General features: G+C 68.9%; 16 protein-coding genes and 2 pseudogenes. 8 read left to right on the forward strand and 10 right to left on the reverse strand.

The window, feature by feature from the left end; translation table 11 throughout:
- Positions 1-244: 244 nt before the first annotated feature.
- Entirely contained in the window at positions 245-1,795 is a 1,551-nt protein-coding gene (locus tag OG819_RS01880) for a HAMP domain-containing sensor histidine kinase (RefSeq protein WP_266647707.1), read from the reverse strand.
- Positions 1,792-2,664 carry a response regulator transcription factor gene (locus tag OG819_RS01885; protein WP_323138177.1) on the reverse strand — a complete coding sequence of 291 codons (873 nt, stop codon included), beginning with the start codon at positions 2,662-2,664 and terminating at the stop codon, positions 1,792-1,794. Before OG819_RS01885 ends, OG819_RS01880 begins: the two co-directional genes overlap by 4 nt.
- 217 nt (positions 2,665-2,881) lie before the next feature.
- Here OG819_RS01885 and OG819_RS01890 point away from each other — a divergent pair, with 217 nt between their 5' ends.
- The 3 genes from OG819_RS01890 to OG819_RS01900 all read left to right on the forward strand — a co-directional run bounded on the left by OG819_RS01890 (position 2,882) and on the right by OG819_RS01900 (position 11,555).
- Positions 2,882-6,550 carry a S8 family serine peptidase gene (locus tag OG819_RS01890; protein ID WP_266647708.1) on the forward strand — a complete coding sequence of 1,223 codons (3,669 nt, stop codon included), beginning with the start codon at positions 2,882-2,884 and terminating at the stop codon, positions 6,548-6,550.
- A gap of 275 nt (positions 6,551-6,825) precedes the next feature.
- The gene (locus OG819_RS01895) at positions 6,826-10,482 is read left to right on the forward strand and encodes a S8 family serine peptidase (protein WP_266647710.1); all 3,657 of its coding nucleotides are present in this window, start codon (positions 6,826-6,828) and stop codon (positions 10,480-10,482) included.
- Between the two features lie 68 nt (positions 10,483-10,550).
- Entirely contained in the window at positions 10,551-11,555 is a 1,005-nt protein-coding gene (locus tag OG819_RS01900) for a LuxR C-terminal-related transcriptional regulator (protein WP_266629790.1), read from the forward strand.
- A 77-nt stretch (positions 11,556-11,632) separates the two neighbouring features.
- Here the strand turns inward: OG819_RS01900 and acnA are convergent, their stop codons facing one another.
- Complete coding sequence (gene acnA / locus OG819_RS01905) at positions 11,633-14,347, reverse strand: aconitate hydratase AcnA (RefSeq protein WP_323139320.1); 2,715 nt, start codon at positions 14,345-14,347, stop codon at positions 11,633-11,635.
- A 335-nt stretch (positions 14,348-14,682) separates the two neighbouring features.
- Entirely contained in the window at positions 14,683-15,201 is a 519-nt protein-coding gene (locus OG819_RS01910; RefSeq protein WP_266647714.1) for a GNAT family N-acetyltransferase, read from the reverse strand.
- A 157-nt stretch (positions 15,202-15,358) separates the two neighbouring features.
- On the opposite strand from OG819_RS01910, the gene OG819_RS01915 reads away from it, so the two are divergent.
- A complete protein-coding gene (locus tag OG819_RS01915) occupies positions 15,359-16,219 on the forward strand; it encodes a helix-turn-helix transcriptional regulator (protein ID WP_266629784.1) in 861 nt (286 codons plus the stop codon).
- Between the two features lie 26 nt (positions 16,220-16,245).
- On the opposite strand, the pseudogene OG819_RS01920 reads toward OG819_RS01915, so the two are convergent.
- The 3 genes and pseudogenes from OG819_RS01920 to OG819_RS01930 form a co-directional block, all read right to left on the reverse strand.
- A pseudogene (locus OG819_RS01920) lies at positions 16,246-16,765 on the reverse strand (IS30 family transposase); the annotation flags it as partial.
- Positions 16,766-16,838: 73 nt separating this feature from the next.
- Positions 16,839-18,641, reverse strand: a complete 1,803-nt coding sequence (gene ltrA / locus OG819_RS01925; protein ID WP_266647716.1) for a group II intron reverse transcriptase/maturase — start codon at positions 18,639-18,641, stop codon at positions 16,839-16,841.
- Between the two features lie 681 nt (positions 18,642-19,322).
- A pseudogene (locus OG819_RS01930) lies at positions 19,323-20,003 on the reverse strand (transposase); the annotation flags it as partial.
- 389 nt (positions 20,004-20,392) lie between these two features.
- Between OG819_RS01930 and OG819_RS01935 the strand changes: the two are divergent.
- Positions 20,393-20,590 (forward strand): DUF4236 domain-containing protein, encoded by a 198-nt coding sequence (locus OG819_RS01935; RefSeq protein ID WP_266647718.1) that lies wholly within the window; start codon positions 20,393-20,395, stop codon positions 20,588-20,590.
- A 125-nt stretch (positions 20,591-20,715) separates the two neighbouring features.
- On the forward strand, positions 20,716-22,245 hold the full coding sequence (locus tag OG819_RS01940; RefSeq protein ID WP_266586667.1) for a UDP-N-acetylglucosamine 1-carboxyvinyltransferase: 1,530 nt from the start codon (positions 20,716-20,718) through the stop codon (positions 22,243-22,245).
- A 179-nt stretch (positions 22,246-22,424) separates the two neighbouring features.
- Here the strand turns inward: OG819_RS01940 and OG819_RS01945 are convergent, their stop codons facing one another.
- Positions 22,425-22,904 carry a nuclear transport factor 2 family protein gene (locus OG819_RS01945; RefSeq protein ID WP_266652538.1) on the reverse strand — a complete coding sequence of 160 codons (480 nt, stop codon included), beginning with the start codon at positions 22,902-22,904 and terminating at the stop codon, positions 22,425-22,427.
- Positions 22,905-22,957: 53 nt separating this feature from the next.
- Here OG819_RS01945 and OG819_RS01950 point away from each other — a divergent pair, with 53 nt between their 5' ends.
- On the forward strand, positions 22,958-23,125 hold the full coding sequence (locus OG819_RS01950; RefSeq protein WP_266629778.1) for a hypothetical protein: 168 nt from the start codon (positions 22,958-22,960) through the stop codon (positions 23,123-23,125).
- A gap of 29 nt (positions 23,126-23,154) precedes the next feature.
- Here the strand turns inward: OG819_RS01950 and OG819_RS01955 are convergent, their stop codons facing one another.
- Entirely contained in the window at positions 23,155-24,222 is a 1,068-nt protein-coding gene (locus OG819_RS01955; protein WP_266629776.1) for an alpha/beta fold hydrolase, read from the reverse strand.
- A gap of 234 nt (positions 24,223-24,456) precedes the next feature.
- Between OG819_RS01955 and OG819_RS01960 the strand changes: the two genes are divergently transcribed.
- Positions 24,457-25,005, forward strand: coding sequence for an ABATE domain-containing protein (locus OG819_RS01960; RefSeq protein ID WP_266629774.1), 549 nt, complete (start codon positions 24,457-24,459; stop codon positions 25,003-25,005).
- A gap of 69 nt (positions 25,006-25,074) precedes the next feature.
- Here OG819_RS01960 and OG819_RS01965 read toward each other — a convergent pair whose 3' ends face one another.
- A complete protein-coding gene (locus tag OG819_RS01965; RefSeq protein ID WP_266629772.1) occupies positions 25,075-25,920 on the reverse strand; it encodes a prephenate dehydratase in 846 nt (281 codons plus the stop codon).
- Positions 25,921-26,172 lie beyond the last annotated feature (252 nt).

Genomic DNA, 26,172 nt, shown 5'->3' on the forward strand with positions numbered 1-26,172 from the left:
CTCCCGGGCGTAAACACCTGGGGTTTCTCGCAAGGATTCGCTGAAGTGCGACGGGGAAGGGTCCGGCTCGAGGACAACGAACCGCTCCCTTCCCGGCACCGGGGCGGACCACTGTCACGTCACCCGCGCATGGCGCGCACCTCGATCCGACGCCTGTGAACGTATGCCGCCGCCGAAGAAAGTGTCAACAATTCCGTTGACGTTCATGGTGGGTACACAGGCGCGAGGAAGAAGGCGCCGAGGGTCAGGCCGACGCGGGTGCCGGGGCGGACACCGGGTCCGGGGTCCTGGCGCCTTCGGCCGGGGGCAGTTCGAGCGTGAACTCCGTACAGCCCGGGGCGCTCTCCACGCGGATGCGACCGCCGTGGGCGACGGTGACCGCCTCGACGATGGCGAGTCCGAGGCCGGAGCCGCTCTCCGTGGGGCCGCCGCGGGCGCGCGAGACATCGCCCCGTGTGAAGCGTTCGAAGACCGACGGGAGCAAGTGCTGGGGGATACCGGGGCCGTCGTCGCGGACACGGATCACGCACGCCGCTTCCGTGGCCTCCACCGAGGCGACCACGGTCGCGCCCACGGGTGTGTGCACACGGGCGTTGGCCAACAGGTTGGCCACCACCTGGTGCAGCCGTGCCTCGTCGCCGACGACCAGGGCCGAGGAGTCCAGCAGCAGCGCCAGCTGCCAGTTGTGGGTGTCCCCGGCGGCCCGCGCGTCCCACACCGCCTCGGCGACCAGTGCCGCGAGGTCCACCTCGGCCGCGTGCAGCGGCCGGCCCTCGTCGAGCCGGGCGAGCAGCAGCAGGTCCTCGACGAGGCCGGTCATCCGGGCCGACTCGGCGGAGACCCGGCGCCAGGCGAGGGTCGGTTCGATCATCTCGGTGCCGCGGTTCATCAGTTCCGCGTATCCGGCGATGGAGGCGAGAGGCGTACGGAGTTCATGGCTGGCGTCGGCGAGGAAGCGGCGCATGCGTTCCTCGCTGCGGCGCATCTCCTCCTCGCCACGCTGGCGTTCGGCGAGCGAGGACTCCACGTGGTCGATCATGCGGTTGAGGGCGGCGCCGACCTGGCCGGCCTCGCTGCCGGGGTCGGTGTCGCGTTCGGGTACCCGGGTCAGTCTGGTGACCTCGCCGTGGCCCAGCGGGGAGCGGGAGACCTCGACGGCGGTGGCGGCGACCCGTCCGAGAGGGCGCAGTTGGCGCCGTATGACGACCGCGCAGACACAGCCCGCGGCGGTGAGGCCGACGGCGGCCACCACGCCCTCGACCGCGACCAGCCGGCCGATCATGTCCTGTACGTCGCCCATGGGGAGCCCGGTGAGCACGGGGACGCCGTCGCCGCCGAGGGCGGTCACGCGGTAGCTGCCGAGGCCCGGGACGGTGCGGGTGTGCAGGGAGCCGTCGGTGGTGATGCCGTCGAGGGCGGCGCGCTGGACGGCGGTGAGGGTCTGCTGGCCGCCGTCGTGGGTGACGACTTCGGCGGCGAGGATGTCCCCGTCCTCGTCGAACCGGGCGGCGAGCGTGCCGACGGCCTGTCCCCGTTCGTTGAGGAACCCCAGGTCCGTGTCGTCGCCGCTGCGGCGCTGGAGGCCGCCCTGGCTGCGCTCGGCGGCGTCGGTGACGCGCTGGTCCAGGTTGCCGAGCAGGTAGGAGCGTTGGGCGAAGACGGTGGTGAGGGCCATCGCGGCGCAGACGGCGACGAGGATGGCGCCGATGAAGAGGAGGAGGCGGGTACGCAGGGACCGGCCGCGCGGGGAACGTGGGCGCGCGGAACCGGTGCGCGGGGTGGTGCGGAGGCTCATCTCCCGTCCTCCACCGGCCGGATCGCGTACCCCACCCCACGCACGGTGTGGATCACCGGCGCCCGCCCCTTGTCGATCTTCCGGCGCAGACTGGAGATGTAGACCTCGACGAGATTGCCGCCGCCGTCGAAGGAGCTGCTCCACACGTGGTCGAGGATCTGGGCCTTGCTCAGCACCTGTCGCGGGTGGCTCAGCAGCAGGTCGAGCAGGTCGAACTCCTTGGCGGTGAGCTGGACCAATGTGCCGTCGCGGCGCACTTCGCGGGTCTCCTCGGTCAGAACGAGATCGCCGAGCACCAGGACGGAGCCGTCGGTCCGGATCGGCTCGGCTCCGGCCCTGCGCAGCAGTCCGCGCAGCCGCAGGACGACCTCCTCCAGGGAGAAGGGCTTGGTCACGTAGTCGTCGGCGCCCGAGGACAGGCCGTCGATGCGGTGCTCCAACGCGTCGCGCGCGGTCAGCATGAGAACGGGCAGTCTCGGATTCTCGTAGCGCAGCCTGCGCAGCACCTGGAGTCCGTCGAGGTCGGGCAGCATCCCGTCGAGGACGACCGCGTGCGGGGCGCAGCCGCGGGCGGCGCGCAGCGCGCTGTGCCCGTCGGCGACCGGGTAGGGCCGCCAGCCCGCCTCGGTGACAGCCACGGACAGCAGCTCGGTGAGCGCGGGCTCGTCGTCGACGATCAGCACGCGAACGCGGTCGCCGCGATCGCGTGCACGCTCGCCGCGCACACGCTCGTCGTGTACGTGGTCGCCGCCGACGCCGTCGCCGCGTACGCGGGCCTCGCGGGCACGGTCGGCGCGGACGCCGTCGCCGGAGACACGTTCGCTTGAGGCGTGTGTGCCGCGGAGACGTTCGCTTCGGGTGCCAGACATATGACGATCCTGTCCCGGTTCGCTGGGAGAACCCTGTGTTCCGACTTTGCCGCAGCCGTGCGAAGGGCCTCGCGGGAGGACCCGGCGGTTCTCAACCCCCGTGACCGAAGGGGGCATTGGCACGGCCCGGCCACAGGAATCCCTTGAGCCCCTTCTCCCCCGGCCCGCACAGTGGTCCAGACCTCACCAGGTCTCTCAAGGGGAGGAAAGCCCACAGATGCGAAGACTCCACGCCCTCTGGGCCGTAGCAGGCTCCGCCGCTCTGCTCGCGGGTGCGGTCGCGCCCTCGGCGGCGGCCCCGACCCCCTCGCCGGACGCCCCATCGGGCACGGCGCAGGGCAGCACCCGGACCGTCACCCTCATCACCGGGGACACCGTGTCCCTCACCGCGGGCCCCGACGGGAAGAGCGCCGTCGACGCCCGGCCCGGCAAGGGCCGCGAAGGCGTCAACTTCGTGACCACCGAGCAGAAGGGCGAAGTCAGCGTCGTCCCCGACGACGCGATCCCGCTCGTCCAAGCCGGCCGCCTGGACCCGGCCCTCTTCAACGTCAGCCAGCTGGTGAAGCAGGGGTACGCCGACGAGAAGACCGGCGCCATCCCGCTGATCGCCACCTACCGCAAGGGCACCGAGACCCCCGAGGGCGCGCTCCGGACGCGCGCCCTGCCCGGTATCGGCGGCGCCGCGCTGAGCGCGAAGAAGTCGACCGCGGCGACCACGTTCTGGGCGGACATCGCCCCGGCCTCCGACACCCCGCCCACCGCGAAGGCGGCCCGGCAGCTCGGTGACGGCCTCGACAAGCTGTGGCTGGACGCCAAGGTCTCGGCGTCCCTCGACGTCAGCGTCCCGCAGATCGGCGCCCCCGACGTGTGGAAGGCCGGCTTCGACGGCAAGGGCGTCAAGATCGCCGTCCTCGACACCGGCGTCGACACCGGACACCCCGACCTCGCCGGCAAGATCGCGGAGTCCCAGAGCTTCGTACCCGACGAAGGAATACAAGACGGATTCGGCCACGGAACACACGTGGCCTCCACCATCGTCGGCTCCGGCGCAGCCTCCGGCGGCCGCTACAAGGGCGTCGCACCCGGCGCGGAACTCGCCATCGGCAAAGTCCTCGACGACACCGGACACGGCCAGGAATCCTGGATCATCGCCGGCATGGAATGGGCCGCCGACTCCGGTGCGAAGATCGTCTCCATGTCCCTGGGCGGTACGGCGTCCGGCCCCTCGGATCCGCTGAGCGAGACGGTGGACCGGCTCTCCGCCTCCACCGGAACCCTCTTCGTCATCGCGGCCGGCAACGCGGGCCCCTCCGACCAGACCGTCGGCACCCCGGGTATCGCCGACTCAGCGCTGACCGTGGGCGCGGTGGACAAGTCTGACAAACTGGCCCCCTTCTCCAGTCGCGGCCCCCGGCTCGGCGACATGGCGGTCAAGCCCGAGATCACCGCGCCGGGCGTGAACATCACCGCGGCCCGCGCCGCCGGCACCACCATGGGCACGCCGGTCGACGACTACTACACCACCGCGAGCGGTACGTCGATGGCGACCCCGCACGTGGCGGGCGCGGCGGCGCTGGTGGCGCAGGCGCATCCGGACTGGACGGGCGAGCAGATCAAGGAGTCCCTGGCCAGTACCGCCAAGACGCAGCCGGACGCGGATGTCTTCCAGCAGGGCGACGGCCGGGTGGACGCCGTGCGGGCGGTCGAGCAGGGCGTCTTCGGCACCTCGACCCTGAGCTGCGGCACGTACGCCGACGGCGACACCGCGGTCGACAGCAAGGACATCACGTACACCAACACCACTGACAAGGCTGTGGAGTTGACGCTCGCATCGACCCTCTCCGAGGCGACCCCGGGCGCCGGCACCGTCACGGTACCGGCGCACGGCACCGCCACGGTCCTGGTCTCCATCGACCCGTCGAAGGACACGGACGGCCGGTACTCGGGCGACATCACGGCGCGCGCCGACGGCATCCTGGTCACCACGGGCATCGGCTTCGAGAAGGCGCCGAAGACGTACAACCTGAAGGTGCACCTGGTGGGCCGCGACGGGCAGCCGATCTCCGGGATAGGGCGGTACGCCCTGCAGGAGCTGAACGGCGCGATCCCCAATGAGTTCGGAAACCTGACCGCCGATTCGACCTGGCAGGTCCCGGCCGGCACGTACTCCATCGTCTCCTGGATCTACGACCGCGACGCGGGCGACATGCCCGTCGGTACCTCGGTCGTCGGCAACCCCGAGATCAAGGTCGACGGGGACACCGAGATCACTCTCGACGCCCGCAAGGCGGTGGAGATCAAGCCGAAGACCAAGGAGGACTCCGAGTTCAAGGGCTTCACCACCTCCTGGCACCGCGAGGGGCCAGGCAGCACCTTCGGGATGTCCTACAGCCAGGGCTGGTGGAACAAACACGTCTATGTGGCGCCGCTCAAGAAGGTCACTCAGGGAAGTTTTGAGTTCTACTCCAAGTTCCGCCTGTACGCGAAGGAGTTGACGTCGAGCGTCGTCGGCCCGGAGAAACTGCCGCTGTCGATGTACTACTCGCAGACGTACAACGGCTTCCCGACGAAGATCAGCGGAGAGCACACGGTACGGGCGGTGGACGCGGGCGGCGGCACGGAGGCCGACTTCGCGGGGCTCGACGTCAAGGGCAAGGTCGCGGTGGTCGCGCTCGGCGCCACCGAGCGGTCGGACAGCGCCCTGGCCAACGCGACGGCAGCCGGGGTGAGTTACCTCATCACCTACCGCAAGACCCCCGGTTTCTGGCTCGAAGCCGTGGACCACGCGACCACCGTCCCGCTGATGATCGCCACCGGCGAGGAGGGCGCCAAGCTCACCAGCCTGCTGCAGACCGGCAAGAAGGTGACGCTGAAGCTGGGCGGCACGCCGGTCAGTCCGTACGTCTACAACGCGCTGTTCGCGCAGAAGGACGCCATCTCCGCGAACCAGACGTACCGCCTCGACGGCTCCAACACGGTCAAGCACACGGCCCGTTACTACGGGTCCCAGGCCGGCACGATGGGCTACGACACCGCGTACTCGTTCCGTCCCTGGCAGATCTACGGCTTCGAAACCGGCGAGTACATGCGGCTCGGCACGGCGCGCACCGAGTACTACAACGTCGACCCCGACACCCGCACCTGGCACGTCGTCTACCCCGACTGGCGGGCGAACCAGGGCCAGTGGAGTCCCCTGCGGACCTTCGACAAGGCGGGCACGGAACCCGCCGAGGACTGGCTGCGCCAGGTCGTCCGCCCGGCGAGCAGCGAGGAGCACGGCCCCTCCGTCCGCACCGGCGACACACTCGCCTTGTCCGTACCGGAGTTGAACGACTCCATGACCGGCCACTACGGGCAGGTGGACGGTACGCAGGACACGGCGAAGGGCAAGCTGTACGCGGACGGGCAGCTGGTCGGCGACTCGGCGCTCGGTGGCTACGGCACCTTCGGCGTCCCGGCGGCGAAGACCTCGTACCGCTTCGTGCTCGACGCCCAGCGCCGGGCGGAGTGGTCGCGGTACTCGACCAGCACACACACGGAGTGGTCCTTCGCCTCGGCACACACCGACGCGGCGACGGCGCTGCCCCTGCTCTCCGTCGACTACGACCTGCACGGGCTCGATCTGCTCAACCGCGCCGAGGCCAACAAGAAGACGAAGCTCGGACTCTCCGTCCGGGACCAGGCGGGGAGCGTCAAGGCCGGTTCGCTGAAGGCCTGGGTGTCGTACGACGACGGCGCGTCCTGGAAGGAGGTGAAGGTCCGCCACGGCCGGGCGGAGATCAAGCACCCGAAGGGAGCGGAGTTCGTGTCGCTGCGGGTGCTGGCCTCCGACAGTGCCGGAAACCGGATCGACCAGACCGTGCTGCGGGCCTATGGCCTGAAGTAGACCACCGCTCACACCGGTGCAACAGGCCTGACGCGATGGACCCCTGCCGCGAGCCCCTGGTTCGCGGTGGGGGTCTTCGCCTTCGACGGACGCCTCTGCCGGACCCGCGACTGCTGGTGCCGCAGCCGTCCGAGCGGCGCCCCATTCGCCAACTCCCGTGGCCGAAGGGGGCATTGGCACGGCCCGGCCACAGGAATCCCTTGAGCCTCTTCTCCCCCGGCCCGCACAGTGGTCCAGACCTCACCAGGTCTCTCAAGAGAAGGGAAAGCCCACAGATGCGAAGACTCCACGCCCTCTGGGCCATGGCAGGCGCCGCCGCTCTGCTCGCGGGTGCGGTCGCCCCCTCGGCAGCGGCCCCGACCCCCTCGCCCGACGCCCCACCGGGCACGGCGCAGGGCAGCACCCGGACCGTCACCCTCATCACCGGCGACACCGTGTCCCTCACCGCCGGACCGGACGGGAAGTACGCCGTCGACGTCCAGCGCGGCAAGGGCCGCGAGGCCGCCACTTTCCTGTCGAGCGAGCGCAACGGCGAGGTGAGCGTCCTGCCGACGGACGCGATCCCCCTACTGAAGGCGGGTCGTCTGGATCCGGCCCTGTTCAACGTCACCCAGTTGGTGGAGCAGGGGTACGCGGACACGAAGACCGGTGCCACCCCGGTGATCGCCACGTACACGAAGGGCGGTGAGACCCCCGAGGGCGCGCGTCGGACGCTCGCGCTGCCCGGGATCGACGCCGCCGCGCTGAGCGCGAAGAAGTCGACCGCCTTCTGGGCGGATGTCGCCCCGCCCCTCGGCACCGAGCCCACCCCCAAGGCCGCGAAGCGGTTGGGCGACGGTATCGACAAGATCTGGCTCGATGCCAAGGTGCGGGTGTCGCTCGACGTGAGCGTGCCGCAGATCGGCGCGCCCGAGGTGTGGAAGTCGGGCTATGACGGCAAGGGCGTCAAGGTGGCGGTCCTGGACACGGGCGTGGACGCCGGGCATCCGGACCTCGCCGGGAAGGTCGCGGAGTCCAGGAGTTTCGTGCCTGACGAGACGGTGCAGGACGGCCACGGCCACGGCACCCATGTGGCGTCCACGATCGTCGGCTCGGGCGCGGCCTCGGACGGCCGGTACAAGGGGGTGGCGCCCGGCGCGGAGCTGCTCGTCGGCAAGGTGCTGGACAACACCGGCTACGGCCAGGACTCCTGGATCCTCGCGGGCATGGACTGGGCGGCACACTCCGGCGCGAAGATCGTGTCGATGTCGCTGGGCGGTACGGCGTCGGGTCCCTCCGACGTACTCAGCGAGACCGTGGACGAACTGTCCGCGTCCACAGGCACCCTCTTCGTGATCGCGGCCGGTAACACCGGCCCCTCCGACCAGACCGTCGGCACCCCGGGTATCGCCGACTCGGCGCTGACCGTGGGCGCGGTGGACAAGTCCGACAAGCTGGCCTCGTTCTCGAGCCGCGGTCCCCGGCTCGGCGACTCGGCCGTCAAGCCGGAGATCACCGCCCCGGGCGTGAACATCACCGCGGCCCGCGCCTCCGGCACCACCATGGGCACGCCGGTCGACGACGAGTACACCACCGCGAGCGGTACGTCGATGGCGACCCCGCACGTGGCGGGCGCGGCGGCACTGGTCGCGCAGGCGCATCCGGACTGGACCGGCGAACAGATCAGGGCGGATCTGGCGAGCACCGCCAAGACACAGCCGGACGCCGATGTCTACCAGCAGGGCGACGGCCGGGTCGACGCCGTGCGGGCGGTCGGCCAGGGTGTTTTCGCGACGCCGACGCTGAGCTTCGGCAAGTTCGAGGACGGCGGCACCGAGGCCGACAGCAAGGACATCACCTACACCAACACCACGGACAACGCGGTGGAGTTGAAGCTCGCCTCGACCCTCACCGCGGCCGCTCTCGGTGCGGACACCGTGACCGTCCCGGCGAAGGGCAGCGCCACCGTCGCGGTCAAGGTCGACCCGGCCGGTCAGGCGCAGGGCCGGTACACGGGCCACATCACGGCGAGCGCCGACGGCGTCCTGGTCACCACGGGCGTCGGCTTCGAGAAGCTGCCGAAGACGTACGACCTCAAGGTCTCGCTGGTGGGCCGCGACGGCAAGCCGTCCACTTCGGCATCGATCTACATGCTGCAGGAGCTGAACGGCGCCTATCCGGACACCTACGGGTTCATCGGCAGCGGCTGGACCTTCCAGGTGCCGGCCGGTACGTACTCCACGGCGGCCTGGATCCCGGGCCGGGACGCGGGCGGGCTGGAGGTGAACACCTCGGTCGTCGGTGATCCGGAGATCAAGGTCGACAAGGACACCGAGGTCGTCCTCGACGCCCGCAAGGCCGTCGAGATCAAGCCGAAGACCAAGGAGAACTCCGAGTTCCGGGGATTCAGCACCAACTGGCACCGCGAAGGTCCGGGCAGCGCCTGGGGACTGACCTACAGCCAGGGTTTTTGGACCGACCACATCTATGTCGCGCCGACCGAGAAGGTCACGGAGGGCACCTTCGAGTTCTCGTCCAAGTTCCGTCTCTACGCCAAGGAACTGACGGCGCGCGTCACCAGCCCGGAGAAGTACGCACTGCCCCTCGACTACGCGCAGACCTCCACCGGCTTCCCGATGAAGATCAGCGGTGACCACACGGTGCGGGCTGTGGACGCGGGCGGCGGCACCGCGGCCGACTTCGCGGGGCTCGACGTCCGGGGCAAGGCGGCGGTCGTCGGGCTGGGCGCCGGTGACACGCCGGACGAGGCACTGGCCAACGCGACCAAGGCAGGGGCCACATACGTCATCGCGTACCGCAAGACGCCCGGGTACTGGATCGCCTCCGTGAAGAGCGCGACGATCCCGCTGATGATCGCCACCGGCGAGGACGGCGCCGGGCTCGCCGGTCTGCTGGGGACCGGCAGGACGGTGAAACTGAGGCTGGACGGGACTCCGGTCAGCCCGTACGTCTACACCGTGATGTTCCCGCAGACCGGCGCCGTCTCGCAGAACCAGACGTATCCCCTGGACAGCTCCACCACGGTGCGGCAGACGGTCCGGTACCACGGGAACCGGGCCGGTCAGATCGCCAAGGACACCGTGTACAGGTACCGTCCCCGGCAGTCGGCCGACATCGAGACCGCCAACGAGGTGCAGCTCGGCACGGTGCGCACCGAGTACTACAACGTCTCCGCCGACACACGCATCTGGCACGCCGTCTATCCGGACTGGCAGGCGAACAGGCCACAGTGGAATTCCGTGCGGACCTTCACCGAGGCCGGCAAGCTGCCCGCCGAGGACTGGCTGCGCCAGGTCGTCCGCCCGGCGGCCAGTGGGCAGTACGGCCTGTCCGCCCGCACCGGGGACAAACTCACCTTCCGGATACCGGAGTTGAGCGACGAGGCGGTGGGCCACTACGCGTCGGTGGACGGTGTCCAGGACACCGCGAAGGGCACGCTGTACGCGGACGGGCAGCTGGTCGGCGACACCACACTCGGCGGCTACGGCGCCTTCGGCGTCCCGGCCGCCAAGGGCGCGTACCGCTTCGTGCTCGACACGCGGCACACGACCGACTGGGCGACGTACTCCACCAGTACCCACACCGAATGGACCTTCGCCTCGGCACACACGGACAAGGAGACCGCGCTGCCGGTGCTCTCCCTCGGTTATGACCTGGACGGACTCGACCTCCTCAACCGTGCCGGCGCCAGGCGGACCTCGGAACTCTCCCTCACCGTCCGGAACCAGGAGGGGCGCGTCACGCCCAGTGCTCTCAAGGCCTGGGTCTCGTACGACGACGGCTCGTCCTGGAAAGAGGTGAGGGTCAAGCACGGCAAGGCGGAGATCAGGCACCCGAAGGGCGCTCGGTTCGTGTCGGTGCGGGTGCTGGCCTCCGACGCCGTCGGAAACCAGGTCGACCAGACCGTGCTGCGGGCGTATGGCCTGAAGTAGGCCTGGGTCAGGACCACTGCTCACAGTGGTGCAACAGGCTTAACAAAGATCCTCTACCGTGCCGGGCCATGGCGAACACGGCTTATGAACCGGCACTCGGACGAACCCCTGTCGCGAGCCCCTGGGCCGCGGTGGGGGTTTCCGCCTTCGACGAACGCCTCTACCGGGCGGTCCTGCACCAGCCCGACGCGGGTACGGCGGGCTGGGCTCTGCTGACCGGCGGCTCCCGGTCCCAGGTCCGGGACGCCTGCGAACGGCTGCTGGCCCTGGGTCTGCTGCAGCCTCCGGACTCGGTCGGCGGGCTGCGGGCCGTCGACCCGCGGGTGGCGATCCGTGCCCTGATCCGGCGCCGCGAGACCGAGTCCGAGCTGCTGGCCGCCACTGCGCAGGAGATGTCCACGGCGTACGACGCGGGGCTGCTGCGCGAACGGCCCGCCCGGCTGGTCGAGGTGGTGGACGGCGAGGGCGCCAACGCCGCGCGGCTGGAGGAGTTGTACGCCCGCGCCGAACACGAGGTGTGTCTCTTCGATTCCCCGCCCTATCTCGCCCCACGCACCCCGCAGTTGGACCTGCAGGCCGATGTGCTGAGCCGCGGCGTGTCCTACCGCGCGGTCTACGCGGCCACCGCGCTGGAGGATCCGGACGTCCTGTGGCACGCGTTACGGATGGTCGAACTCGGCGAACAGGCACGGGTGTTGCCCACTGTGCCTGTGAAGCTGCTGGTGGTCGACGGGCATACCGCGATGCTGCCGCTCACCGCCGCGGACGCGGGCGGCTACTGTGCGGTGCTCATCCGGCACTCGGCGGTGACCGACGCCCTGCAGCGGCTCTTCGAGCTGGCCTGGCAGCAGGCGACGCCGCTCGGCCAGCCGGTCGCGGACGGTGAACTCACCGAGGGGGAGCGGACGTTGACCCGGCTGCTGGCCGCCGGGATGAAGGACGAGGCGGTCGCCCGTCACCTGGGGGTGAGCCTGCGGACACTGCGCCGCCGGGTGAGCGATCTGCAGGAGCGGCTGGGCGCGGCGAGCCGCTTCCAGCTGGGGATGCGGGCGGCGCAGCGCGGCTGGGTGTAGGCGCGCGGACGTGCCGTCGCATGCGAAGGGCCGCGCCCCTCCGAAGAGGAGCGCGGCCCGGCCGCCGTACCGGATCCCTACTTGCGGATCAGGTTGCGCAGCACGTACTGCATGATGCCGCCGTTGCGGTAGTAGTCCGCCTCGCCGGGGGTGTCGATGCGGACGACCGCGTCGAACTCGACGCCGGTGTCGGTGGTGACCTTCACCGTGCGCGGGGTGGTGCCGTTGTTGAGCTCCTCGACGCCGGTGAAGGAGAAGGTCTCCTCGCCGGTGAGGCCGAGGGTCTCGGCGGTGGCGCCCTCCGGGAACTGGAGCGGCAGGACGCCCATGCCGATGAGGTTCGAGCGGTGGATGCGCTCGTACGACTCGGCGATGACGGCCTTGACGCCGAGGAGCGCGGTGCCCTTGGCGGCCCAGTCGCGGGACGAGCCGGAGCCGTACTCCTTGCCGGCCAGGATGACCAGCGGGGTGCCCTGCTCGATGTAGTTGCGCGAGGCGTCGTAGATGAACGCGACGGGCGCGCCCTCGACGGTGAAGTCGCGGGTGTAGCCGCCCTCCGTGCCCGGCGCGATCTGGTTGCGCAGGCGGATGTTGGCGAACGTGCCGCGGATCATGACCTCGTGGTTGCCTCGGCGCGAGCCGTAGGAGTTGAAGTCACGACGCTCCACACCGTGCTCGGTGAGGTACTTGCCGGCCGGGGTGTCGGCCTTGATGGCACCGGCCGGGGAGATGTGGTCGGTGGTGACCGAGTCGCCCAGCTTGGCGAGCACACGGGCACCGGCGATGTCGGTGACCGGGGACGGCTCGTGCGCCATGCCCTCGAAGTACGGGGGCTTGCGGACGTAGGTGGACTGCGGGTCCCACTCGAAGGTGTTGCCGGTCGGGATCGGCAGCGCCTGCCACTGGGCGTCGCCCGCGAAGACGTCCTTGTAGGACTTGTTGAACATGTCCTCGCCGATGGCGTTCGCCACGACGTCGTTGACCTCGGCCTCGGAGGGCCAGATGTCCGCCAGGTAGACCGGCTTGCCGTCCTGGTCGGTGCCCAGCGCGTCCTTGGTGATGTCCACCTTCATGGAACCCGCGAGGGCGTACGCGACGACCAGCGGCGGGGAGGCCAGGTAGTTCATCTTGACGTCGGGGTTGATACGGCCCTCGAAGTTCCGGTTGCCGGAGAGGACCGAGGTGACGGCGAGGTCGTGCTCGTTGACCGCCTTGGAGACCTCCTCCGGCAGCGGGCCGGAGTTGCCGATGCAGGTGGTGCAGCCGTAGCCGACGAGGTTGAAGCCGACCTTGTCGAGGTACGGGGTCAGGCCCGCCTTGTCGAAGTAGTCGGTGACGACCTTGGAGCCCGGGGCGAGCGTGGTCTTGACCCACGGCTTGCGAGTCAGGCCCTTCTCCACGGCCTTCTTCGCGACGAGCGCGGCGGCGACCATGACGTACGGGTTCGAGGTGTTGGTGCAGGAGGTGATGGCCGCGACCGTCACCGCACCGTGGTCGATCTCGTACGTCGAGCCGTCGGGGGCGGTGACCGTGGTCAGACGGGTCGGTACGCCGTTGGTGGTGGCCGGGGAGTCGGAGGCCGGGAAGGACTCCTTGCCCGCCTCGTCGTCCTCCTCCACGTAGTTGCGCACGTCCCGCGCGAACTGCTGCGCGGCGTTCGCGAGGACGATGCGGTCCTGCGGGCGCTTCGGGCCGGCGATCGAGGGGACGACCGTGGAGAGGTCGAGCTCCAGCTTCTCGGAGAAGTCGGGCTCGGCGGCCGGGTCGAGCCAGAGGCCCTGCGCCTTGGCGTACGCCTCGACGAGCGCGAGCTGCTGCTCGCTGCGGCCGGTCAGCTTGAGGTACTTGATCGTTTCTGCGTCGATCGGGAAGATCGCGGCGGTCGAGCCGAACTCCGGCGACATGTTGCCGATGGTGGCGCGGTTCGCGAGGGAGGTGGCGGCGACGCCCTCACCGTAGAACTCGACGAACTTGCCGACGACACCGTGCTTGCGGAGCATCTCGGTGATCGTGAGCACGAGGTCGGTGGCGGTGGTGCCGGGGGTGAGCTCACCGGTCAGCTTGAAGCCGACGACGCGCGGGATGAGCATGGAGACCGGCTGGCCGAGCATCGCGGCCTCGGCCTCGATGCCGCCGACGCCCCAGCCGAGCACACCGAGGCCGTTGACCATGGTGGTGTGCGAGTCGGTGCCGACGAGGGTGTCGGGGTACGCCTGACCGTTACGGACCATGACCGTGCGCGCCAGGTGCTCGATGTTCACCTGGTGGACGATGCCGGTGCCCGGCGGGACGACCTTGAACTCGTCGAAGGCGGTCTGGCCCCAGCGCAGGAACTGGTAGCGCTCCTTGTTGCGGCCGTACTCCAGCTCGACGTTCTGCGCGAACGCGTCGTTCGTGCCGAACTTGTCGGCGATGACGGAGTGGTCGATGACCAGCTCGGCCGGGGCCAGCGGGTTGATCTTCGCCGGGTCGCCGCCGAGCTCCTTGACGGCCTCGCGCATGGTGGCGAGGTCGACGACACAGGGCACGCCGGTGAAGTCCTGCATGATCACGCGGGCGGGCGTGAACTGGATCTCCTGGCTGGGCTGCGCCTGGGAGTCCCAGTTGCCGATGGACCGGATGTGGTCGGCGGTGATGTTCGCGCCGTCCTCGGTACGGAGCAGGTTCTCCAGCAGCACCTTCAGGCTGTACGGAAGGCGAGCCGAGCCTTCCACCTTGTCCAGCCGGAAGATCTCGTACGACTCGTCGCCCACCTGCAGCGTGCTGCGGGCGTCGAAGCTGTTCGCCGACACGACAGTCTCCTTCATTGATGTGCGCGTTCCCACCGCATCCTGCCGCCACGACGTCTTGGCCGATCCGCTAAGGTAAGGATAAGTTAGGTAACCCTTACCGCCGGACCCGATGACGGCGTGCGACTGCGGTGCGCCTCGGCAGATATCTCGATGTCGAGATAACTCTAGTACATGGGCGCCCACCGGTCATGCCCGGCATGCTGTGGTGCCGTCTCGGTGGACCTGGGGCAGACCCAGTCTTCCCGAGGCACCGCTCCCGCGCCCTCCCTGCGGTCGCGCGCTACCGCGCCGGCGCTTGCTCATGGGGCCGAGGTGCGATTCGGGGCCGGTCGGGCTCAGACCTGCGGTGATCCGGTGCGCTCGAGACGCAGCCTGACGTAGTTCGCGCCGCCCGGACCGGGTCGATGGTGCCCATCGGGCCTCCAGCCGTGCCGGGCGTAGAAGGCCTGGGCTCGGTTGTTGCGCTCCCACGCTTCGAGCACCCCCGTGACCAGTGACGCGTCGCGAAGGAATTGCACGAATGCCACGTGCAGCCGGCCGCCGATCCCCTGCCCCCAACGACTCGGATCGACGTGAATCTGGTACAGCTGGCCGACGACCGCGGCGTCCACGTCAGCATCCAGCGGAGGGCCCATCGCCAGGATGCCCACCATCTCGCCGTCCCGCTCGGCGCACAGCACCGTCCGGACGTCGTCCTGGACAGCGCCCATCCACGCCTCCCGCCTACGAGAACGCGCCTCGGGAGAGGTGAGCTCCGCCTCCGACCATCCGCCTGCCCGGTAGTACGCGGTGCGCGCCCGAGTGTGCAGGTCGGTGATCGCGTCGAGGTCGTCAGGGTTCGCGGTTCGCAGCAAGCTCCGGGAGGTCGTCATGACCGTCTGACGCGATCGCCACGATCAGCAGTTCCCACCAGAGCAAGTTCGCCGGCTTCGCGAGCCCGGGCGGGACAGTGCGTCTTCCTGGCACCACCAGTACCAGGCACGGGCGGGCGAACCGGTGCACAGTGGTGGCATGGCGAGTACGGAGTTCGGGCGGACGGTTCGGCGTTGGCGGGACCGGGTCTCCCCCGAGGCGGCCGGGCTCCCCGTCGGCGGACACCGGCGCGCGGCCGGGCTGCGCCGCGAGGAGCTGGCGCTGCTGGCCGGGATCTCGGTCGACTATGTCACCCGTCTCGAACAGGGCCGGGCGAGCAACCCGTCGGAGCAGATCGTCGAGGCTCTCGGCCGGGCGTTGCGGCTGTCCGGCGCCGAGCGCGAACACCTCTTCCATCTCGCCGGGCTGGCCCCGCCCGGACGCGGCACGGTGCCCGCCCACATCACCCCCGGCGTGCACCGGATGCTGGACCGGCTGACCGCAACGCCCGTCGCGGTCTTCGACGCGGCGTGGAACCTGCTACTGGCCAACCCGCTGTACGCGGCCCTGATGGGTGACCCGTCCGGGTGGCGCGGCAACGAGCGCAACGGGGTGTGGCGCAACCTCGTGGGCCCGGGCACCCACGTCCGCTACACCCCCGAGGCCCGGCGCGAGTTCGAGGCCACGATGGTCGCCGACCTGCGTGCGACCGCGCACCGGTACCCGGCGGACCAACGGCTGCGGCGCCTGGTCGAGGAGTTGCGCGCGAACAGCGACCTGTTCGCCGAGCTGTGGGACTCCGCGGCCGTGGGTCACCACGAATCCTCACGCAAGACGGTCGACCATCCGGTGCTGGGTCCCCTGACGCTCGACTGCGACGTGCTCAGCGTCGCGGGCAGCGACCTGCGCATCATGGTCTACACGGCCGAGCCGGGAACGCGGGACGCCGAACAGGTCGCCCTCCTCGGGGTCATCGGCACCCAGACGCTCATGGAGCGCGGGACGGCCGAACGAGGCTGAACTCGCCGGGGGTTCACAGGGCGAGTTCAATTGGTCGTTGCAACACCGGGCTGTTGCAGCGAGCGTAGCTGCTCTTCGAAGACCTCGGTCGGCGTCCGCCAACCGAGGATCTTGCGGGGCCGGTTGTTGATCGCCATGGCGACGGCTTCGAGGTCCGTGGACGACCACCGGGAGAGATCGGTGCCCTTCGGGAAGTACTGACGCAGCAGCCCGTTCGTGTTCTCGTTCGTCGGTCGTTGCCAGGGCGAGTGCGGATCGGCGAAGAACACCTTCGTCCCGGTGTCGAGAGCGAACTGGGCATGGCCGGAGAGTTCCTTCCCACGGTCCCAGGTGAGGGTCTTGCGTAGCTGCTCGGGCAGCCGCGTCATTGATGTCGTGAGCGCCGCGTTCATCGCGATCGCGCCATAGCCCCCGAGTGAGGTGCCGTTTCTTCACGGGCGGAATCTCGCCCCAGCCCTCGAGCCGAGGCAGGTGCACGAGGAGCGTGGAGCGGCTGCTGCGCTCGACGAGCGTGCCGATTGCGGATCGGCCCGTTCCGATGATCAGTCGGGTAGCGGGGACGCATTACTGCGTCCCCGCCCCCTCAGAACCGTGCAAGCAGCTATTCACCGCACACGGCTCAAGCAAGTCCCGGAGGCTCGCTGGCAGGCAAAAGTGCTGGTCTCGTCATCGCAGCGGCTCCATTCCGCCGTTGACAATGGGTGTGGAGGAGACGGAGTCGTTGACCGTCCGGCGTGCTCCAGTTCCGGAAGGCGATGTATTGCTTGGAGATCGCCTTCCGGATGACAACCCGCCACGCTTCCCATTCTCCTGGGCTTTGCGGCGGGTGGTCGGCGTGCAGCAGGAGCCCTCCGCAGATCGAGCAACGGCCGTGCTGTGCCTGTAGTAGACGCACGGTCATAGCATCGACTGGTAAAGGGGTTCCTTTGCGGCGACGCTGAGCCCAATAGGATTCCAGAGCAGGGTCGTCCGGGGACGCCTTCCCCTTGACTAACTGGTGCCGGACTATCTTCGTCCAGGAGAACTTGAGCAGGTAGGCGCCGCTGTCGCGGTCACCGAACACCCACCGGTCGTTCCTGGACTTGTTGAACCGGCCGAAGTACTTGTCGGATATCCAGTGCTTCGGCTTGTTCGGATGGCTGTGTTTGGCCCACTTGTAGGCGAGCTTCCACATGTGATTGTCCAGCGCCGTGAAGATCTCGCTGGACACCACCGTCCGGTAATAGGCTGACCAACCCCGCACGATCGGGTTGATCTTCTTGAGTACCGCACCGGCGTTGGCCCCTCGCAGGGCCACCATTTCGGTGCTGAGCCGTTCCCGGATCCGTCTCTGAGCCGCTCTGCTCGGCTTGATCAGCAGTTTGCCGTGATAGCGGCGGACGTTGAACCCCAGGAAGTCGAACCCGCTCTCCGCGTGGACGATTCGTGTCTTGTCCTCGTGGAAGGCGAGTCCCCTGGGCGTCAGCCATGCAGCCAGCCGTTCCTTGACCTGTTCGGCCTGTTCACGACTGGTGCACATCGCGACAAAATCATCTGCGTACCGCACCAGCACGGGGCTGCCGCTCTGTGCACTCCCGACATCTCTGCCGGTGGTGTAATAGCGGACCCCTGCGGCTTCCTCCATCCCGTGCAGGGCCACGTTGAAGAGCAACGGGCTGATCACCCCACCCTGCGGAGTTCCCTCCTCGGTCGGGGCGAACCGACCGCGATTCACAACCCCGGCCTTCAGCCACTGACGGACCAGTCCCCGGGCGGGGAAGGTGCCGAGAGCGGCCATGAGCCGATCATGGTCGATGCGGTCGAACGCCGCCGTCAGGTCTGCGTCGAGTACCCACGCACGCTGCGGGTTCTTCCCGTTGAGCGTGGAGTAGATGGCCCCGATCGCGTCGTGACAGCCGCGGCCGGGCCGAAAGCCGTACGACTTCGGCTCGAACCGCGCTTCCCACTCGGGCTCCAATGCTCCCAATGCCACAGTTTGCAGACACCGGTCAACAATCACGGGAATTCCGAGTCCGCGCTTCTTCATGGTCCCCGGTTTGGGGATAAACACCCGCTTGACGGGCTTGGGAATCCACGGTCGGGCGCGATGCTGGACCCATTTGACCAATGCGGCCTTGGACTGGGAAAGCAACACGACTTTTCCGTCGACTCCCGCCGTCGCGCGTCCAGCATTGATCTCCGTGACCCGTCGCACGCTCAGGAGCGTGTTCGAGCGGGACCGGAGCATCAGCTTCTGCAAATTGCGGACCTTCTTCAGGTCCCCTGCCTGCGATGCCGTGAAGATTCTCTGCCGCAGACGCCGTACGTCCTCCTCGACCCGCCGCCAGTCAATCGACGCCCAGTCCAAGTCTTCGCCCTCGGGTCCGTTCACCGGCACAGAAGCAGTCGGAAGGGCCGAGGCCGGTTCGTCCGCTATCTGCATTGTGTCCAACTTGCCCCTCGGTTCCGTCGTCGTCGTTCAGTGATTCTCCACAGGCTCACCCGGCCCACGTCAGCACCCTTTCGGGTCCGGGCAGTTCACCCGTATCCGGACGGTTGTGCGGGGCGACCGGCGGAGAGTCCGATCGTCCGCCCCGGGTTCCCGATTCCTTTCGGCTTCCGGCATTGGCTTCTTGGGCCGTCCTGTTCCCGCTGGGGAGTTGAGCCTTCCTTACGGTCGGCTGACCAAGCCAAAAAAAGGCCCGGACCCCAACGGGGTTTCCACGTTCCACACGAATGAGATACGACCGGGGTGGGTGCTCCCTTTACCCCGAGGCGACGGTGTCTACCTGGCCGGAGTGACCTCTACCGGCCAGCGCCTGCCGCTTCTCAACGGCTAGCCATACACCCCACTCACACATTCCATCGGCAGGGCTTGGGATCACGAGGCATCATCGGGAGTTCATGTACTTCACCCGTCCGGTCTTCCCCTTGCCGGTAACTCCCGGATGGAACGGAAGTCCTTGGGCTTTCCCCTGAGCTTCGCACCACGCCGTTACCGGCATCGCACGTCAAGGGTGGGGACGGGTCATACGGACACGGACCCGTGACTGCACCTACAGCTTCATCAACTGCCTCTCCAATCGGTCAGTCCACTCAAATTCGTGCAACTTCGTGTCGCACAATCGCCTTCCCAGTGGCCGGGGACCGCGCGGTCCCCAGCCTCGGCGGGGCGTTCGCTGAGGACGACGTCCGCGGTGACATGCCCCTGCGGCTTGTTCTGTGACCGTGCACGGGGAGTCCGCAGCGCCCGGCCGGTACGCAGACATGTGACCAGCTCCCGCTTGAGCGCGCCACGGCCCTCGATGAACAGCGCCTGGTAGATGGCTTCGTGGCTGATGCGCATGGACTCATCATCGGGGAAGTCGGCATGGAGACGGTGGGAGATCTGCTCCGGGCTCCATGCCGTCGCCCATCGTCTGTCCTGCCGATGCGGCTTGTTCAGCCCCTTCCACGCGGGCGTCTTGGGACCGGTGACGATCGTGCCGTCGGGACGACGGACACTGCCGGCGAGCCGATCCTGCACGTACTCACGCAACCTGTCGTTGCCTGCGAGCTTCGCAGTCTTCGGGCGCTTCGTGGCCTGCTGCGCCTTCCACTGCGCGACCAGAGCCCGGTAGACCGGCTTGCCGCGGCGGGTCGCCGCGTTGCGGCGCAGCTCGCGTGAGATCGTGCCCGCGTCGCGGCCGATCCTGCGGGCGATCTCGCGCACGCCGATCTCCTGGGCGCGCAGCAGCGCGATCTCCTCGCGCTCGGCGAACGACAGGTAGCGGCCGGTGGGCTCGTCCAGGCTGATGGGCGGCATGCCGCCAGCGTGACGGAACCACCGGGATCCGACCGGCCATGAAACGCCAACAGCCGCCGCGGCCTCTGCCGTCGTCACTCCCGACGCGATCCGCCGCCAGAAGTCCCGCTGCACCGCACGAGACGGCTCCGGCCGACCCGGTGAACGCATCGGCGGTCGCATCGCCCGATCGGCGGCCCACTGGCGTCGCGCATCCGCAGGCGCCTCCGGCACCTTCTGCTGCTTACCTCGTCCCATCGCGCACCTCCGGATTCTCGAGGTGTTGCGACGACCGGTTGAATCCGCCCAGGCAACCATCGCCCACTTCGGGGTACTGGGAACGGGACGCGCCACAGTCGGCGTAGTAAACCGACACAAACAGCCGTGAACTGCCGTAAGGGGGAGCACTCATGCCTCTCACGTGCCGCAAGAGTTTCCGCATCCTTCCCGGGGTGCGGCTGAACATCAACCGGCGCTCGTGGTCGATCACCACGGGCGGCCACCACGGCCCGCACCACACCCGCAGCAGCACCGGCCGGCGTACGACCTCGATGGATCTGCCGGGCCCGTTCGGCTGGCGGCGCACGACGCGTCGGCGGGAGCGCTGACCGAAGTCGCCGTGCCGCGGTGGCGCCGGGCTCGAACTCCCCTGTGTGCGGGGTGTGCTGAAGCCCACTACTCGGACGGATGCGCTCCGTTTCTCTTTATCTCACATCAGATATACGGTCGCGCCATGGCAGACGACTACCTCGTACGCATCGGCAAGCTCATCCGTGACGCCCGGCAGCACCGGGGCTGGACTCAGTCGCAGCTCGCGGAGGCACTCGGCACAAGTCAGAGCGCCGTCAATCGCATCGAGCGCGGCAATCAAAACATCAGCCTTGAGATGATCGCTCGAATCGGTGAAGCCCTGGACAGCGAAATCGTCTCGCTGGGCTACGCGGGTCCGATGCATCTGCGCGTGGTCGGCGGACGTCGTCTGTCCGGCTCGATCGATGTCAAGACCAGTAAGAACGCGTGTGTCGCACTGCTGTGCGCGACACTCCTGAACAAGGGGCGCACGGTGCTGCGCCGGGTGGCCCGGATCGAAGAGGTCTACCGCCTTCTGGAGGTACTCGGTTCGATCGGTGTCCGCACCCGCTGGATCAACGACGGGGTCGACCTCGAGATCGTGCCCCCGAGCGAGCTGGACATGGAGGCGATCGACGCCGAGGCCGCCCGCCGGACGCGGTCCATCATCATGTTCCTCGGCCCGCTGCTGCACCGTATGGACACCTTCAAGCTGCCGTACGCGGGCGGTTGTGACCTCGGTACCAGGACCATCGAACCGCACATGATCGCGCTGCGGCGGTTCGGGCTCGACATCGCCGCGACCGAGGGGCTCTACCACGCCCAGATCGACCGGTCCGTCTCCCCCGGCCGGCCCATCGTGCTGACCGAGCGCGGGGACACCGTCACCGAGAACGCGCTGCTCGCCGCCGCCCGCCACGACGGCGTGACCGTCATCCGCAACGCCTCCTCCAACTACATGGTCCAGGACCTGTGCTTCTTCCTGGAGGCGCTCGGTGTACGTGTGGAGGGCATCGGCACGACCACGCTCACCGTGCACGGTGTGCCGAACATCGACGTGGACGTGGACTACTCCCCCTCCGAGGACCCGGTCGAGGCGATGAGCCTGCTGGCCGCCGCGGTGGTCACCGAGTCGGAGCTGACGGTGCGCCGAGTGCCGATCGAGTTCCTGGAGATCGAGCTCGCGGTACTGGAGGAGATGGGTCTCGACCACGACCGCACGCCGGAGTACTTCGCCGACAACGGCCGTACGCGACTGGTGGACCTGACCGTGCGGCCCTCCAAGCTGGAGGCGCCGATCGACAAGGTCCACCCGATGCCGTTCCCGGGCCTGAACATCGACAACGTGCCCTTCTTCGCGGCCATCGCGGCCTCCGCGCAGGGCAAGACCCTCATCCACGACTGGGTCTACGACAACCGGGCCATCTACCTGACCGACCTGAACCGCCTCGGCGGCCGGCTGCAACTCCTCGATCCGCACCGGGTACTGGTCGAGGGCCCGACACGCTGGCGCGCCGCCGAGATGATGTGCCCGCCCGCGCTGCGGCCCGCCGTGGTCGTGCTGCTGGCGATGATGGCGGCGGACGGCACGTCCGTGCTGCGCAATGTGTACGTCATCAACCGCGGCTACGAGGACCTGGCCGAACGGCTCAACTCCATCGGGGCGCAGATCGATACGTTCCGGGACATCTGAGACCGCGCGCGAGGGCGACCCCGACGACAGGGTCATTCCTTGGTGTGACACCGGGGCGGACGTCCCCATCCGGGTGAGCGACCGGGGCTGTCTCTGGCCGCCGCGGCGCGGCAGCCGGCCGCGTTGATGCAGCAGGTCACCCACCGGGTCTTCAGCCGTGTGGCCGCCAGGTGTCGTGATCAGCGGGTGCCCGCCTCGGCACGGGTGTAGAACTCGGCGAGCTCGTGGGGGTTCTTGGTGTAGACGTCGATCTTGCGTACGGTGCCGTCCTCGACCTGGTGGATCTCGACCATGGTCAGCGGAAACTCCTCGCCGGTGGTGTGGGCGGTGAGCGCTCCGGTGAGTGTGCCGATGACGCCGGCCGGGCCCTCGAACACCTCGGCAGCGGTGCTGGCGACGTCGGCGTAGCCCATCATCGCGCCCAGGACCGACCGCACGAACGCCTCGCGGCCCTGGTGCACGCCCCCGTAGGGAAGTTGGTTCGGCTCGTCGACGATCACCTCGGAGGCGAGCCTGGCCAGGACACCCGGCACGTCGCCCCTGCCCAGCGCGTCGTACAGCCCTCGCACGACATCCGCCGGGCGCTGCGCCGTCACCGTCTCGCTCTGCTCGTGCGTGATGTGGGGATCCCACGACGTGCATGTCTTCCGCGAGAGCACCAAACGCCTCAACCATCCGCTCGTCGGCGACCTCGAGCTCGACCAGGAAGACCATGAGCCTGCCGGACGAAAGCGGCCTGAGCGTGGTCGTCTACAGCGCGCCCCCCAACACCCCCGCCGAGGACGGTTTGAAGCTGCTCGCCGGCTGGTCCGCCACGACCGCGCAGGACCAGGACCAGGACGCGGAATCCACAAGCAGACCGTCGACCCGCCGGCCCTGACAGGCGGCCGGCCTCCTCCTCGACTCCCGTCAGAGGTGGTCCGCGTCGACGACCGCCTGGGCGAACGCCGTGGGCGCCTCCTGCGGCAGGTTGTGGCCGATGCCCTTCAGGGTCCGGTGCACGTACTTGCCGGTGAACCTGTCCCGGTACGAGGATCCGTCGCCCGGGGCCGTGAAGGGGTCGACCTCGGGGTCGAGGGTGATGGTGGGCACCTCGATGACCGGTCGTGCGGCAAGCTGGTTCTCGTAGCGGTCGTAGCGGCGTTCACCGTCGGCGAGGCTGAGGCGCCAGCGGTAGTTGTGGATGACGATGGCGGCGTAGTCGGGGTTCTCGAAGGCCGTGGCCGTGCGCTCGAAGGTGGCGTCGTCGAAGTTCCAGGTCGGGGAGACGGTGTCCCAGACGAGCCGGCACAGGTCGTGCCGGTCCGTCTTGTTCTCCATGGCGAGGCGGCCTCGCTCGGTGGAGAAGTAGTACTGGTACCACCAGGTGTGCTCGGCCTTCGGGGGCAGCGGCTGCTTCTGCGCCTCGAGGTTGGTGATCAGGTATCCGCTCACGGACACCAGGGCCTTGACGCGCTCGGGCCAGAGGGCGGCGATGATGTCGGCGGTGCGCGAGCCCCAGTCGAAGCCGGCGAGGACGGCCTTGTGGATCTTGAGAGCGTCCATGAGGGCGATGATGTCGAGGGCGACCGCCGACTGCTGGGCGTTGCGGACCGTCCGGGAGGACAGGAATCGCGTCGTGCCGTGACCGCGGAGGTAGGGGACGATCACGCGATAGCCCTGCGCCGCGAGCAGCGGGGCGACGTCCACGTAGCTGTGGATGTCGTAGGGCCAGCCGTGCAAGCAGATCACCACAGGACCGTGGGCCGGGCCGAGCTCGGCGTAACCGACGTTCAGCACGCCCGCCTTGACCTGCTTCAGCGAGCTGAAGCCGGTATGCGTGCCGGGAGTGACCGTCGGCACGACCGGAGTCGGCGCCCCGGCGCCCCTCTGCGGAGCGGCGGAGGCGGTCGGAACACCCTGCAGACCGGCCAGTGAGACGGCGGCCGCGCCCGTGCCCAGACCGATGGCCTTGCTGAAGGTGCGCCTGTTGATCATGTGAAACCCTCCGTGCCCTTGATGCGTCGGCCTGCATATCGCAGGGGGAAGTCGCTCGAACAACCGTTCGCCGTGGCGTTGCGGTCCGTGTTCCCGATGACATTCACACAAACCGCGTCACCAGTCAAGACGGTTACGGTCTTACTCGGCGAGCCCGGGTAACCCGCCAAGCGGGTGATGAATCGTCGCGCGGAGGACGTTGCGCATTCGGAGGTCACCGGTCAATATGGTGACGTGAATCATGCTTTTCCCTGCGGGACACTTCCCCTCGACTTCGTCGGCACCCTGCGCGCGCGACGCAATGCGGTGCCGATGGAGAAGCTCGCCTCGCCCGAGCTCCTCGACGCCTGGTTCGTCGAGTCCGAGATGCTCGACACGGCACCTGGCGCCGACGAGGCCGACCTCGAAGTCGCCCTGGAACTCCGCGAGTCGATCTACGCACTGATCGCGGCGCGCCTCACGGGCGAACAGTTCCCCGCCGCGGCGGTCGAGGTGGTGAACCGGCAGGCCGCGGGCCTGGCCGTGCAGCTCCAGCTCGGCCCCGACGGCACGAGCCGTACCGGTTCCGCCTCCCAGGGACTCGCGTCCCTGGCGCGCGAGGCGGTCGAGATCCTCGGGGGTGACGAGGAAGCGCTGCTGCGCGAGTGCAGTCGTCCCGAGTGCACCCAGGTCTACCTCGACCGCTCCCGCGGCCACCGACGCGAGTGGTGCGCGATGAGGACCTGCGGGAACCGGGTCAAGGCAGCCGCCTACCGGGCACGCCAGCACGTCTCGAAGAGCTGACCGCCCCCGAAGGAGACCGGGTCTCCTTCGTCACGCGCCGCAGCGCGGGTCACGCGTCGGGGGCGGTGTTCACCCGACGCGTTCCCGCAGACGGTGGGGGTGTGCCGGGTAGACGCCGAGGACGCGCACCTCGGAGGAGAAGAAGCGCAGTTCCTGCAGGGCGAGCGCGACGCGGGGTTCGTCGGGGTGGCCCTCGATCTCGACGTAGAAGCAGCTCGCGTTCAGACCGGCGCCCATCTGGTAGCTCTCGATCTTGGTGAGGTTCACGGCGCTGCTCGCGAAGCCGCCGAGTGCCTTGTAGAGGGCGCTGGGGATGTTCCGTACGGCGAAGAACAGACTCGTCATCGTCGGCTCGTCGGTGACCGGCGGGACGGAGGCCTCACGGGAGAGGACGACGAACCGCGTGGTGTTGTCCGGGTCGTCCTCGACGCCCGCCCGCAGCACCTCCAGGCCGTAGCGCAGCGCCGCGGCGGGCGGGGCGAGTGCCGCGTGCCGGGGGTCGCCGAGCTCCGCCACCTCGCGGGCGGCCCCCGCCGTGTCGTCCGTGACGAGCGTGCGCCAGCCGCCCTCGCGCAGCACCTTCCGGCACTGGCTCAGTGCGTGCACATGACTGCGCACGCACTCCACTTCGGCCGGCGACGCTCCGGGGACCCCCATGAGGTCGAAGCGGATGGCGAGGAAATACTCCGCGATGACGAACAGGCCCGACTCCGGGAGCAGGTGGTGGACGTCCGCGACCCGTCCGGCCGCGGAGTTGTCCACCGGGATCACCGCCAGGTCGGCGGTGCCGAGCGTCACGGCGTCCAGAGCCTGGTCGAAGCTCGTGCAGGGCAGCTCAGAGCTTCCCCGGTACAGGATCTGGGTGGCCGTCGCCGAATTGGAGCCGGGTTCGCCCTGATATGCGACGGTCGTCACCGTGTGTCACCTTCCAGCCGGAGAGCCTGCGTCGTCGGTCAGCAGAAGAGCCACCGTAAGCCGCCGGTACCGCAGGACCGAAGCGCTGTCCACAGGGAGAGACTCCGGAGGGTGCCGACCACCCCTCAGACTCCGGAAATACATCACCTTCTTGACGGGTGACTCTCATCGGTGCCAGTATCGTGACCCCAACCGTCACCACCTCAACAGGTGACGCTTGATCGTGTCGGCCATCGTGCCAGGCAGGCAACA

Source organism: Streptomyces sp. NBC_01549 (assembly GCF_026339955.1).
In the GTDB taxonomy this organism is placed as follows: domain Bacteria; phylum Actinomycetota; class Actinomycetes; order Streptomycetales; family Streptomycetaceae; genus Streptomyces.